The organism is Halanaerobaculum tunisiense (genome assembly GCF_054657635.1).
Genome location: NZ_BAAHYI010000006.1, coordinates 95842 through 109227 on the forward strand (window position 1 = coordinate 95842; position 13386 = coordinate 109227).

14 protein-coding genes and 1 tRNA gene are annotated in these 13386 nt (G+C 34.4%); 10 read left to right on the forward strand and 5 right to left on the reverse strand.

The features are described 5' to 3' along the window. Window positions 1-108: 108 nt before the first annotated feature. The 4 genes from ACYQ3D_RS07100 to ACYQ3D_RS07115 all read left to right on the forward strand — a co-directional run bounded on the left by ACYQ3D_RS07100 (window position 109) and on the right by ACYQ3D_RS07115 (window position 3564). Window positions 109-723 (forward strand): methyltransferase family protein, encoded by a 615-nt coding sequence (locus ACYQ3D_RS07100; RefSeq protein ID WP_459837400.1) that lies wholly within the window; start codon window positions 109-111, stop codon window positions 721-723. A gap of 469 nt (window positions 724-1192) precedes the next feature. Next, window positions 1193-1414: a hypothetical protein gene (locus ACYQ3D_RS07105; protein ID WP_459837402.1), complete on the forward strand. Its 222-nt coding sequence runs from the start codon at window positions 1193-1195 to the stop codon at window positions 1412-1414. Between the two features lie 36 nt (window positions 1415-1450). Next, window positions 1451-2086 (forward strand): class I SAM-dependent methyltransferase, encoded by a 636-nt coding sequence (locus ACYQ3D_RS07110; protein WP_459837404.1) that lies wholly within the window; start codon window positions 1451-1453, stop codon window positions 2084-2086. 98 nt (window positions 2087-2184) lie between these two features. After that, window positions 2185-3564, forward strand: a complete 1380-nt coding sequence (locus ACYQ3D_RS07115) for an MATE family efflux transporter (RefSeq protein ID WP_459837405.1) — start codon at window positions 2185-2187, stop codon at window positions 3562-3564. Between the two features lie 2 nt (window positions 3565-3566). On the opposite strand, the gene ACYQ3D_RS07120 is transcribed toward ACYQ3D_RS07115, so the two are convergent. Next, complete coding sequence (locus tag ACYQ3D_RS07120) at window positions 3567-4943, reverse strand: MATE family efflux transporter (RefSeq protein ID WP_459837406.1); 1377 nt, start codon at window positions 4941-4943, stop codon at window positions 3567-3569. A 20-nt stretch (window positions 4944-4963) separates the two neighbouring features. Further along, window positions 4964-5398 (reverse strand): MarR family winged helix-turn-helix transcriptional regulator, encoded by a 435-nt coding sequence (locus ACYQ3D_RS07125; protein ID WP_459837407.1) that lies wholly within the window; start codon window positions 5396-5398, stop codon window positions 4964-4966. 217 nt (window positions 5399-5615) lie between these two features. Between ACYQ3D_RS07125 and ACYQ3D_RS07130 the strand changes: the two genes are divergently transcribed. The 3 genes from ACYQ3D_RS07130 (at window position 5616) to ACYQ3D_RS07140 (ending at window position 7158) form a co-directional block, all read left to right on the forward strand. Further along, a complete protein-coding gene (locus ACYQ3D_RS07130; RefSeq protein WP_459837408.1) occupies window positions 5616-5837 on the forward strand; it encodes a hypothetical protein in 222 nt (73 codons plus the stop codon). A gap of 1 nt (window position 5838) precedes the next feature. After that, entirely contained in the window at window positions 5839-6216 is a 378-nt protein-coding gene (locus tag ACYQ3D_RS07135) for a spore coat protein (RefSeq protein WP_459837409.1), read from the forward strand. Window positions 6217-6609: 393 nt separating this feature from the next. After that, window positions 6610-7158 (forward strand): hypothetical protein, encoded by a 549-nt coding sequence (locus tag ACYQ3D_RS07140; protein WP_459837410.1) that lies wholly within the window; start codon window positions 6610-6612, stop codon window positions 7156-7158. A 68-nt stretch (window positions 7159-7226) separates the two neighbouring features. On the opposite strand, the gene ACYQ3D_RS07145 is transcribed toward ACYQ3D_RS07140, so the two are convergent. The 3 genes from ACYQ3D_RS07145 to ACYQ3D_RS07155 all read right to left on the reverse strand — a co-directional run bounded on the left by ACYQ3D_RS07145 (window position 7227) and on the right by ACYQ3D_RS07155 (window position 9502). After that, window positions 7227-7928, reverse strand: a complete 702-nt coding sequence (locus ACYQ3D_RS07145; RefSeq protein WP_459837412.1) for a LysM peptidoglycan-binding domain-containing protein — start codon at window positions 7926-7928, stop codon at window positions 7227-7229. A gap of 169 nt (window positions 7929-8097) precedes the next feature. Continuing rightward, window positions 8098-8186: transfer RNA gene (locus ACYQ3D_RS07150), tRNA-Leu, on the reverse strand. Window positions 8187-8305: 119 nt separating this feature from the next. After that, the gene (locus tag ACYQ3D_RS07155; RefSeq protein ID WP_459837413.1) at window positions 8306-9502 is read right to left on the reverse strand and encodes an S-layer homology domain-containing protein; all 1197 of its coding nucleotides are present in this window, start codon (window positions 9500-9502) and stop codon (window positions 8306-8308) included. 212 nt (window positions 9503-9714) lie between these two features. On the opposite strand from ACYQ3D_RS07155, the gene ACYQ3D_RS07160 reads away from it, so the two are divergent. The 3 genes from ACYQ3D_RS07160 to polA all read left to right on the forward strand — a co-directional run bounded on the left by ACYQ3D_RS07160 (window position 9715) and on the right by polA (window position 13358). Continuing rightward, on the forward strand, window positions 9715-10497 hold the full coding sequence (locus ACYQ3D_RS07160; protein WP_459837415.1) for a thermonuclease family protein: 783 nt from the start codon (window positions 9715-9717) through the stop codon (window positions 10495-10497). A gap of 50 nt (window positions 10498-10547) precedes the next feature. Further along, window positions 10548-10673, forward strand: coding sequence for a hypothetical protein (locus ACYQ3D_RS07165; protein WP_459837416.1), 126 nt, complete (start codon window positions 10548-10550; stop codon window positions 10671-10673). 114 nt (window positions 10674-10787) lie between these two features. Then, complete coding sequence (polA, locus tag ACYQ3D_RS07170; RefSeq protein ID WP_459837417.1) at window positions 10788-13358, forward strand: DNA polymerase I; 2571 nt, start codon at window positions 10788-10790, stop codon at window positions 13356-13358. Window positions 13359-13386 lie beyond the last annotated feature (28 nt).

Genomic DNA, 13386 nt, shown 5'->3' on the forward strand with positions numbered 1-13386 from the left:
TAGTAACAATTAATTATGATAATAGTATATTGGATATTGTAGATTTAAAAATGCAATTAAGAAAGCTGGATATTATGAAATAAAGTAAGTAATTTTAGGGGGATAATTATGAAGTATGACTATGGTTTATGGAAAATGGTTATAGTAAATATAGTTTGGATACTGTTATTTGTTGTTAGTTTTGTTCGACCTAAGAAAAAAAGAGAGTGGAGATCTATGGGGGTAGTAAGTGCTTTTTTTGTAGCACTATTTACTGAAATGTATGGCTTCCCCTTAACTATTTATTTTTTAACTTCGGTGTTAGGTTATAAGCTGCCAGTTTTAAATCCTCTGGCCCATGAAAGTGGTCATTTGCTAGCTAGTTTTGGTGTAGGAGTGGATAAAGCAATCATAGTTTGTCAAATAGGAAGTTTAATTTTTGGATTGGGAATGTTGATTATTGGAATAGGATGGTGGCAGATACATCGTAGTAATGGGGAGCTAGTAACTGATGGAATTTATAGTTATATTCGTCATCCGCAGTATCTAGGGATCTTTTTGCTAACAGTAGGGATGATGATTCAATGGCCAACTATTTCAACTTTGATAATGTGGCCTGTTTTGATTTATTCTTATTATCGTTTAGCTAAAAAAGAAGAAAGAGATGTCTTAGATGAGTTTGGGCCAGAGTATGAGGAATATAGAAAGAATACTCCTGCATTTTTTCCTTTGAAGTTTAGTTAAAGTGGGGGACAAAGATGAAACGGAGCTGATAAGATTTAATCTAATGGCTAATGAGAGGTTTGATGCTAATAAATTTACTAAAATTAGTGAATTTAATGTTGGTAGTGAGCCACATGAGATTGTTTTTAATTAATTAAGAGGGATCTTTAACACTAGGCTTCATTTTAGTTGTACTTATAATATTTAATTGAATCATAGCTAATACTAAATATTGAAACTAGACTAATTCATTGTATAGCCCAAGTTGGCTAGTTAATCCAAATAGGGTATTTTTGAAACTGCCCTATTTTGTAATTAGTTTCAGGGCTTAATTCAATAATATAAATGATAATTTAAAAACACCAAGACTAATCTCAGGGAGGGATAAAATGACGATGGAAATAGTTGCCATTTTATCTCCGTTAATAGTAATTATTTTAGCTTGGTGGGCTAAAGAGATTATTCCTTATTCTCAGCTGGTTTTTATTTATTGCAAGGTTTCTCTTTAGATAAATTAACGGACAAATTTTTTGAACGGGGGAATAAAATCATCCATACGATTGTTATTCCTTTGACTTTAATTACTGATGCTTCGATCCCTATGGCTATTGGAGCAGTTTTTTCTGGTGGTACCACCTTTGGTGATGTGACATCACAATTATCAGAAATGACAGTTATGGCAGTAGGTGCTACAGAACTTAATTTTAGTTAGGGAAGAATTATGGAGGAAATATTTAGGAGGACAAAGATGACTGAGAATAAAATAAAGAAGAAATATGATAGAATAGCTCCTATTTATGATCTGCTGGAGTCAATTATGGAACGAGGTAGACTAGGCGTCTGGCGCCAACAATTATGGGCAGAAATTAAAACAGAAGCTATAGAGGAAGAAATGAAATTATTAGAAGTGGGAGTCGGAACAGGTAAAAATATTACCTATTATCCATCTGATGTGGAAGTCTATGCTATAGACTTTAGTCAGCGAATGCTAGACCAAGCTAGAGATAAGGCTGATCAGTTAGGAGTTAGTGTCAATCTTTCTCAAATGGATGTCCAAGATTTGGAGTTTGCGGATGATTATTTTGATTTAATAGTAGCTAGTTGTGTCTTTTGTTCAGTTCCTGATCCAGTGCAGGGGTTTAAGGAATTAAGACGTGTCTGTAAACCAGAGGGCAAAATATTTTTATTAGAGCATATGCGGACTGAATGTCAGCCCTGGGCTCAAGTAATGGATTCAATCAACTGGATTAGTTTATTATTATGGGGGGCGAATATTAACCGTCAAACAATGGCTAATATTCAACAAGCTAATCTAAAAGTAATCCAGGCTGAAGATCTGTGGTTTGATATAGTTAAGAAGCTAGTCCTTTCTCCTGAAGTTTAGTTGTAACAAGTATTAGAATCTGTTATAATTTTTCTAGACTGAATAGTCAGTTTGCTATTAGTTGGCTAAAGTGCAGCGGAGAAAGGAGTTTGTTATAGATGTCTACTAAACAGAAGACTAAGAATGTTTCGCGATCTGAGATTTTAGAAGGGCCAATTACTACTACAATATTTAAACTTGCTTTGCCAATTATGATTGGGAATGGGATGCAAGTTCTTTATAATTTAACTGATACTTTTTGGTTAGGTAAGTTAGGTTCTAATGCAGTAGCGGCTCTATCAGTAAGCTTTCCTATTGTCTTTTTATTGATTTCCATTGGAGGAGGGATTACAGTAGCAGGAACTGCTTTGGTCTCCCAATATACTGGAGCAGGAGATTATGAACATACCAATAAAGTTGCTGGTCAGGTACTAGTTTTTGTTATGAGTTTGGCAGTGCTAATTTCTATTATTGGAGTCTTATTTAATGAACAAATTTTAAGATTGATTGGGACTCCAGCAGATATTTTACCGGCAGCTAGTAGCTATTTAGATGTGATTATGGGTGGCGTAAGCTTTATGTTCTTATTTTTTATATTTTCTGCTTTACTGCGTGGTTATGGAGATACTAAAACTCCTATGTGGTTGATGATAGGAACAACCTTAATAAATATTTTATTAGATCCTTTTTTGATTTTTGGGTGGTGGATCTTTCCTGCCTGGGGAGTAGCTGGAGCAGCAGCAGCTACTATTTTTGCTCGGGGAGTAGGTGGTATCTTAGGACTATTTATTTTATTTACTGGTAAGAAAGGAATCCAGTTGACTTTAAGTCATCTTAAGCCAGACTGGAAATACATTAAAAGAATTATTAAATTAGGTGTTCCTTCCGCAGGAGAAATGTCGGTGCAGGCTATTGGGATGACGGTGATGATGACGATAGTAACTAATTTTGGTTCAGCAGTAGTAGCAGCTTACGGGATTGGGATGAGATTGTTATCAGTCATTATGATGCCCTCACGTGGTTTTTCGCGGGCGACTACTGCTATGGTGGGCCAAAATTTAGGAGCTAGGCAGTCAGTTAGAGCAGAAAAAAGTGCTTGGGTAAGTTCAGGGATTTTGTTAGTCTTACTTACTCTGCTAGGAGGGGTCTTTGCTTTATTTGCTGAAGAGATTATTACTGTATTTAATACTGACCCGCAAGTAGTAACAGCAGGTAAGGAGTTATTACAGATTTTTGCTCTCTCTTTTGGTTTTTTAGGGGTTAGAATAGTAATTGGTGGTTCCTTTCGGGGGGCAGGGAATACAGTAGAAGCTATGATTTTAGCAGTGATTGCTTTATTTGGACTGCGCGTTCCTTTAGCATTATTATTTGCTTATAGTCTAGATTTACAAGCTATTGGGATCTGGTGGGGCATGGCTTTAGGTAGTGTGATTAGTGCTACTATTGGTAGTCTTTGGTTTAAACAAGGAACCTGGAAACAGAGATCAACCAACAATTAAGACTATTCATTAGCCTTAATTGCTTTCATTTGATCTAAACTTTTCTTGACAATAGAAAACTGCCAGATTAGCATAACTACTAACGTTAATCCTTCAGCAACTAAGAAGGCTAACCAAGTAGCATTTAAACCGTATAATTGACCTAAAAAATACATACTAGGTAGTAATAAAGCTATTTGCCTTAAAAACGTGACTAATAAACTAGGTAAGCCCTTGCCGATAGCCTGAAATGTAGCTGCTCCGACAATATTTAAAGTCATAAATAGATAGGCAATGCTGACTCTTTTTAAAGCTGGAACCCCTAAGTTTAATAATTGCGGGTCATTATTAAAGAGTTTAATTAAACTAGCTGGGAATATTTGAAAGATTAGAAACCCAAAGATGCCAAAAGAAAAGGCAGCTAGACTACCTAACCAGATAGTTCGTTTCATTCGCTCTGGATTATTATGGCCAAAATTATATCCTACTAGTGGTAGATAACCTTGATTTAAGCCAAAGACAGCCATTAAAAAGAAGGATTGAAGTCGAAAGATGATCCCCATTACTGCAATAGCAGTAGTACTAAAGGTACCTAGTATTTTATTGATTGCTACTAGAGCTAGGCTAAAGAGGATTCGGTTGACCATTGCTGGGAAACCAACTTGATAGATTTCGCGGATGATACTCCAGTCAAAGTTAAATTCTTTAAGGTCTAAGTTGATTTCATTTTTATCACTGAGAATAACTAAGGTAATAAAGATTCCTCCTATTAATCGAGATGAAACCGTTGCATAGGCTGCACCAGCGACTCCTAGTTGAGGAAAGAAACCAATCCCAAAGATCATAAAGGGGTCTAAGATAATATTTAGGATAGCCCCAATTAATAGAGTTAACATCGGAACGAAAGTATTTCCTTCGCCACGGAGAATATAGTTAAAGGTAACTGGAATATAGACAGCTAAAGAACCAGTTAGAATCACCTTAATATATTGTCCGGCTAGCTTGATTAGTTGTGGATCATCAGTAAAGAGACGAATTATATCTTGAGCAAAAAAGAAGCCAACTACTCCTGTAATAATACCGTATAAAATTGTAATTAAGAAGATATGTTCAGCCGCATTGTTGGCCCGATGATTTCTTCCTTGTCCTAATAGTCGAGAAATCAAAGAACTAGCTCCTACTCCAGTGCCTACTCCTAGAGAAATAATAATTAGCTGAACAGGCATACAGAGTGATAGAGCTGATAAGGCTTCAGTACTTAACCGACCAATATAAATACTATCAATTATATTGTAGAGTGCTTGGATAATCATTCCGGTGATTGCTGGAATAGATAACTTAATTAAGAGAGTACTTATTTTTTCCTCTCCTAATCTATCCGATTTATTAGCAAGTGCCATAGTATCCCTCCTATTATACTTTATGAATCATCAAGTTCTGATTTTAAATTACTATATATTTTTTGACTAACTTGGAGAAAAGTTTTAATTTCTTCTTTAGTTAAGTCTTGTCTGATCTCAGTCTCTACGGCTGTTAAAATTTCTTCGAATTTAGGTTTAAACTCTCGAGCTTTATCAGTCAAATAAATTAGTTGTCTTCGATTATCTTGAGGGTCAGTTTCTTTAGTAATTAAATCTTGTTTTTCTAGTTTTTTGATTCCCCTTCCTACAGCAGCTTTATTTAAGTTATACATCTCACAGATAGTCTGTTGACAGATTCCTTCTTGGTTATAAAGAGTAATCAACAAAAAGATCTGACCGTAGCCTAGATTATAAGGGACTAGTTTTTGGTTTAGTAGTGTTGCATGAGCTCGGTGAGCCATACTTAGGTACTTCCCGATTGGTTCTTCTAGCATATTTACCTCCTATTTAGTTGATTAGTCAACTATTGTATATTATACCATATGTATTTAAGTAGTCAACCAATTATTGATTTTTTAGTTATATCCATTAATATAAAAATCTCATTATCAATAGTTAACATTTAATCATTATAGTCCCAGACATATCTATTATAATTTTGTAAGATAATAAAAATAGATTGAAGAAAAATAGAAATAGGAGGTTCTTTAAATGAGACAATTAGCTGAACACGAAAAGGTATCTTTAAGAGAAATATTACAAATGGAAACTAATGGATTAGCTAAACTAGAAGCTTCTAAGAAAATGATCCAGGATGAAGAACTTAAACGGCAGGCTGAATCAGCTATTTTGGCAGCTGAAGGGCGAATTAAGGGCATTCAGCAGTTTTTAGAGGAAAATGAAATTGCAACTAATAAAAAGGAGGTCCACTAATATGCCATCATTGCTAAATGCTTTAATGCAAAATGGTAGTCAACTGACCGATCAAACAATAGCAAATGATATGTTGGCTGGCAGTAAACAAGCAGCTAACACTTATCTTACTGCTATTTTAGAGTGTTCTACTCCTGAGCTGCGAACAATGTATTCTAATAGTTTAAATCAGGTGCTTGCTGGTCATGAAGCCCTTACTTCACTAGCTGTCAATCGGGGTTGGTATCAGCCTTATGAAGCACCTGACGAGCAATTAGCTAAGACATTGAACCAATCCCAAACACTAGTTAATTCGCAACAAGCTAATCGAACTGAAGGAGATTCAGCTAATCAATCTAGAGCACAAATCTTAAATAATATAGTAAATCCTCTGGGATAATTCCCAGAGGTTAATTTATTTTGTTTTCAGTTTTAAAATTTGGTACTATTTCTGTCCACTTCTTTAGTTTACCATACTTATAAGATTCTTTAAAAGTATTGAGATGCTATAAGGTATGATCAATAAATACTTGTCTTAATTTATAATTAACTGTACTATCAATTATGCCCTGAGTTAATGAATATATCTCAAATATCAATTCTGCATATGACTAATTTGACAAAATTGTATAGGAATAGTATGATTAAATAGTAAAAGATGGAACATTCACTATTTATAATACTTATACTGGGTATTGGTTTTATTTCTTAATAAATAACAAAAATATTAAATTATTAAAGGTTATTTTTTAAAATAATTCAGTATTTATTATTATCAAGGGGGAAGATAAATATGAAAAATGAAAAGAAATTTTTTAGTTTAAGTCTAGTAGTCTTATTATCATTAGCAGTTTTAGCAGGTTGCTCAGGAAGTCAACCGGCTACAAATGAGGAACAGTCTCAAGAAGAAGCTGATACAGTAACAGCCGCATCAATAGTGGAAGAGGAAGAAGTATTTAAGAAGGCGATTACTGAAGATGGAAAGTGGATTATAGCTACACTAAATGATTTAACATTTGAGGAAAAGCTAGTAGTAGAAGGTAAGTTCCATGATAAGGGTAATGCTGATAACGAGGTATATCGTAAGTTAGCTCCTTATACTCAAGATGATGATTATAATGTAACAGAAAGATTTAGTATCACAGCTCCAAAGTTAACAGTTAAGAGCCCAAGTACAAAGTTTCAGGCAGGTACATTTGAAGGGGATATTTATGTAGAAGCTAAAGGATTTACTCTAAGTGATGCTAAAGTAGACGGGAATGTTTACTTTGCTAATGAAGAGTACGAATCTAGCTTTACTAATAATGAAAGTGAAGTAACTGGAACTGTTGAAGTAAAATAATTTATTTTTTAAATCACTCTTTCTAAACTTTACCCTGAATTTGCTAAAGTAGCTATTGTGATTTTTAGTTAGTCTAATTCCAATTTGATTTCATCTTGGCGACTGCCATCCTTCATGTTAACTGCAAAGACAGTTAAATAATCTGCTGTAGTAGGAATATCAGTTAATTCAATATCAAAACTGCCCCAATAGGGTCCACCAGCTAAAGCGGTAGTAAATCCTTCCTGCAAAACTTTATCAGTTTCAGTTTCCAAAGCATAACGGATATTAGCTTCAAATGTTCGGCCTAATCCAGATAGATTAATTTCTCTTCCTTTTTGTTTAAATTCAGTGATTTTAATATTTCCTTTTCGGGCTAGGAAAGATTTCTGTGGCAGTAATATAACTTCACCTGCCAGTAGATAACTTGGATTATTCAAATCATTAATCTCAATAATTCTATCCATTTCAAACCCATTTCGTTTGCTGATTTCCCAGAGAGTATCACCGGGTTGGAGAATATAATAATCCAGTTGATTACTAATATTAATTTTGATCTCCTGACCAATCTGTAAATTATTAGCATCCAATTCTGGATTTAGTTCCTGTAGTTTATTTAAGTCAGCTTTAAACTGAGAGGAAAGATTATAAAAAGTGTCGCCAGGTTCAATAATATGGCGAAAATAATAGTTTTCTATCTCAAAGTAAGTTCGGCCTGGTATATTAGCCTGGACGGAAATTGAAGATAATATCATTCCAATGACTAGTAATAATCCAACTTTTTTCTTCATTGAATACCTCCATTAAACTATCTTGTAGTTATTATTAGCATTGAGTAAATTGATTTTTTCTATACAGTAATTTTAAGTGCAGATAGTCAGCTCGTTAGGATATTTATACAAAAAATAAAAAAATCCTGCCCTTATGGCAGGTACTATAATCCTCACCTTATTATGTAAATGGTACCGAAGGTGGGGCTCGAACCCACACGAGCACAAAGGCCCATTGGATTTTGAATCCAACGCGTCTGCCAATTCCGCCACTTCGGCTCTTTCTCACTAGCCAACTACCATACTAACATATTATATGGCTAATTACAAGGGGAAATTACTAAAAAAATGTTTAAAGAGAGATAACTCGTACCCATATGGGTACGAGTTATTTTAGTTTAGGATAAAAGATCGCTATTATTCATTACTTGTTTTAAAGCACTATTAAGAGCAGTAGTCTGGGCTGCTTTTTTGGCTTGTTCCCAGTCTTGGTCAGCTACAGCTTGGACAATACTACGAGGAATATTTGTATTCAAAGAAATAGTTTCTACTAAACGTATTTTACTAGTTTCTTGTAGTGTATCCCAGTCTTGAGATAGAACAGCTTGTACTTCTTGAGCAGTTAATCCTTGTTCTAAAAGACTCATTTCTAGTTTTTGTTTCAATCCTGGCGTTACTTCCTCCCATTTTCCTTTAGCAATAGCAATTAATTGGTCTGAGCTAAGAGTTTCACCAGTCATATCGCTTAATTTTTCGGCTATATCTTTTTCTTTAATTAATCCGTAAGCTTTTAGATAAGTTACTTTTTCTTGTTGGTTTAAGATTAAGAAAGCATCGTCAGATACTAACATTTCGTCTAGGTCTACTAATCGATTATTGCGGCCGATTAGATTGTTATCAGCTAGGTGATAAGTCTTGACTTGATTATCTGTTTTGATTTTAACTATTCTAGAAGTTGGATAGGTCTCTACAATTTGACCGTCAACTGGTTCTAGATTAGTTAGCTTAACTAGCAATTTAGAACTTTCAGCTCTCGTAACATAATTATTAGGTTTAAATTTGCCACTAGGATAACCGTCAATCAAACCTAATCTAGTACTTAAAGAGATTAGATTTTGAGCCCAGTGGTCTGGGGCTACATCAGGATAAAAGTCACTATTAAGAGTGATTTGTTTTTCTTCCTCATTCAGTTGGAGACTTCTAGTTAACATAGCCATGATTTCTGCTCTAGTAATTCTTCTGTCTGGTCTAAAGGTCTGGTCCGGGTAACCAGTAATAATTTCTTTATTGACTAAAGCAGAGATATATCCCTTGGCAGGATGATTAGCAATGTCAGTTAGTTGAGATACAATAGAAGGTTGTAATTCAAGTGCTTTAGCTAAAGAATAAGCAAATTCTCCTCTAGTAATTGATTGATTAGGTCTAAAGTTATCATCTTGGTAGACATACATAACTCCTTGGTCTAATAAGGGACTGATATACTCTAACGCCCAGTGATTTCCTTTAACATCTGGGGGACGATAGGCTATAGCAGCAGTAGTTAGATTAACTACTAATAATGAGGTAAGAATCATAATTGTAACTAATTTCCTCATTGTAATTACTCCTTTCTATACTTGTTAATTTGGTTGTCGATTTCAGTCATCTATATAGAATATTAACATATAATAGATCTTTTTTCTATAAAATTACTCTTTTAAATTATGGTAATTCTATTAAGAAAATAAATAAAGATATTATTGAATAATAGTTAGGTAAAGTAAAATCTAATATTGATCAATCTTATATTAGGAGGAGACTTAATAAAATGGTTGATAATCGATTAATCATCCAGTCTTTAATCTTAGCTGGAACTGTTTCTTTATTAAAAAAAGATAATAATCAGCGCAATAATAAGGTGGATCAAGCTAGAGTAATTAAAGTTATTGATGGAGATACAGTTTATGTTGAATCTTTAGCTGGAAAGAAAGAAGAAGTTAGATTAATTGGAATTGATGCTCCAGAAACTGATGAACCTTATGGCAGAGAAGCTACTAATTATATTAAATCTCAATTATTAGATAAAAAAGTTTATTTAGAACAAGATATAAGTAATAGAGATGGATATGGTAGATTATTACGATATATATGGCTTAGGCCCCCTCAGCAGGTACCAGAAGAAGAGATTAGATCTAAGATGATTAATGTTATTTTGTTGTTAAGAGGATATACTCAAGTAGCAACTTATCCCCCAGATACAAAGTATGCTAAACTTTTTAAAAGATGTGAACAAGAAGCTAAAGAAAAGAATAAAGGATTTTGGGGGGAGGAGAAGGAAGAAGGAATAAGATTAATTGATTTAACTAGAACTGTAAGATGTGGCAATTATGCTAAAATAACTATAGCAGGAAGTCCAGGAGTGGAGTATCATATAGAAGTGTATTATAAATCTGGAGCAAGTACAGCAGCTGGTTTGAAGCCTAAAGTAGCAGCTGAAAATAGTCGAGTGAATTGGGAATGGAAAGTAGGATGTAAAACAAAGCAAGGGACTTATCCAATTATAATTACCGGAGGCGATGACAGATTAGAGGTTGAATTTTCTGTTATATAGTAATAGATAGTTATCTAGATGGGAATCTTAAAAATCAAGGAGGGAGTTCTATGGCTATTAATGGTTATCAGTATACTGATTTAACTTCAGAACAACTAAACAGGATTAAGGAGATTGAAGAGGATATTAATCAAGCAAGTGATGAAGAAATTATTTTATTAGCTTTTAATCACTAATAAGAGAAGGTAGGGGTTTAAGTCTGTGACTAATCCTCCAGGCTTAAGCTCCTTGATTATAAAGGAATTTTTATCTTTTTACTGAATAATAAACAATACGAAGGAGGTCACAAAATGTCGACAGAAGAGTTATATCTGCTAGATGGAAATAGTTTAACTTATCGTGCTTTTTATGCTTTACCAGATACATTAACTACAGCAGAGGGGACAGTAACCAATGCTGTTTTTGGTTTTACTAGAATGTTACTAAGTTTGATTGATAAACAGGAACCTGATTTATTAGGGGTGGCTTTTGATGCGCCAGGAGCTACTTTTAGACATGAAGAATATGAGGAGTATAAAGCAAATCGGAAAGAAACACCAGATAAATTAAAACATCAGTTTGGGTTGGCTAAAGAGGTATTAAATTCTTTAGAGATTCCTACTTTTGAAATAGAGGGACTAGAAGCTGATGATTTGATTGGTACTTTGGCTAAGGAAGCAGCCCAGGCAGGTTACCAAGTAACTATTGTAACTGGTGACCGGGATGCTTTACAACTAATTGATGAGAATATTAGAGTGATGTATACTAAACGAGGAATTAGTAATATAGTTGATTATAATTTAGCTCAATTTAGAGAAGACTATGAATTAGAGCCTTACCAATTAGTTGATAAGAAGGCCTTGATGGGCGATAAGTCAGATAATATACCTGGAGTAGATGGTATCGGAGATAAGACTTCTACTAAGTTACTGAAAGAATTTACTACTTTAGAAGGAGTCTTAAGTAATATTGATCAAGTAGGGGGCAAGAAAAGAAAAGAGAAGTTACGAGCCCAAGGTGATACAGCAAGATTAAGTAAACGATTAGCTACCATTAAAGTGGATTGTCAGCTAGAGATTGATTTTGCAGAGCTAGTTTTATCTGACTTAAATACTAAAGCAGCTTATGATTTATTTACTGATTTGGAATTCAATAGTCTATTATCTTATTTAGGTGGTCATGAAAGTTTAGCTAGTGTGGATTTAAAAAAGGTCGAGACTCAAGCTCAGTTAGAAGAACTTACTTTACCTCCTAAAATAGCCTTAAAGCTTGATTTAACAGGAGCTAAGTTAGACCAAGAATTACAAGGAGTAGTAGTTGGGACTCCAGAGCAGACATATTATCTGGATTTAGAGGAAGAAGAATTACTAGATTACTTAGCAGCTACTATAGTTGATAAGAAATTAATGATGTATCAGGCTAAAGAAGAATTGAGGTATTTATTACAACAGGGAATAACTGACTTCAAGTTAGCCTTTGAACCATTACTGGCTGATTACTTATTACATCCTAGTCAAGAAAAGGATGATCTCTTAGCAGTAATCAAAGGGCAGTTACAGAAATCATTGCCTGAAGTAGAAGGAAGAGAGCTACTGGCGGTACAGCTTAATTCTTTATTTGCTCTAGAGGATAAGATGATCTCTAAATTAGAGGAAAATAATCTATTAGAGCTATTTGAAGAGATTGAATTACCATTAGTTAGGATCTTAGCTCAAGTAGAGTTAAAAGGTATTCAGGTGAGTAAAGAGGAATTAATTAAGTTATCCCAGGAGCTAGAGAGTAAAATCAAAGATTTAGAACAGGAAGCTTATAACTTAGCTGGGGAAGAATTTAATCTTAATTCGCCGCAGCAATTAGGAAAAATTTTATTTGAAAAATTAGAGTTACCAGTGATTAAAAAGACTAGTACTGGTAATTATTCAACTAGTGCAGAAGTATTGGATAAATTAGAAGGCAAGCACGAGATCATTCCTTTGATCTCTGATTACCGCAGTTTTACTAAGTTAAAGTCAACTTATGTGGATCCACTTGAGGATTATATTAATCAAGCCACAGGTCGGATACATACTAACTTTAATCAGCGGATTACTGCTACTGGTCGGCTAAGTAGTACAGAACCTAATCTCCAGAATATTCCTATTCGGACTGAAGAAGGACGCAAGATCAGACGAGTATTTGTAGCTCCAGAAGGGAAGAAGTTATTAGCAGCTGACTACTCTCAAGTTGAGCTAAGAGTGTTGGCCCATATTTCCCAGGATGAGAGGTTACAAGCAGCTTATCAGCAGGATTTAGATATTCATACGCAAACAGCTAAAGAGTTATTTGGGATCTGTACTGACCAGACTCGGCGGAAGGCTAAAGCAGTTAATTTTGGGATTGCTTATGGAATTAGTGATTGGGGGCTGGCTGATCGTTTAGATATTAGCAACCGCGAAGCTAAAGAGTATATTGAACTCTACTTTAGTCGTTATCCGCAGGTTAAAGAGTATATTGATAAGACAATTACACAAGCTAAAGAACAAGGCTATGTAACAACTATCTTTGATCGCAAACGATATTTACCGGAAATCAATAGTCGTAATTATCATAAACGCCAGTTTGCCGAAAGAACAGCAATTAATACTCCTATCCAAGGTAGTGCAGCTGATATTATGAAATTAGCAATGATTGATGTAGCTGATGCTTTAGCAGAACAAGATTTAGCCAGTGATATTTTATTACAGGTGCATGATGAGTTAGTTCTAGAAGTACCTGAGCAAGAGATTGAAGAAGTAACAGAATTAGTTACTGGGCAGATGGAGCAGACAGTTGATTTAGATGTGCCCCTTAAAGTTGATGCTAAGCTAGGGGCCAACTGGGATCAGATGGAGGAAATTGAGTAAGCAATATAATTATGAGCTATTTCCAAGT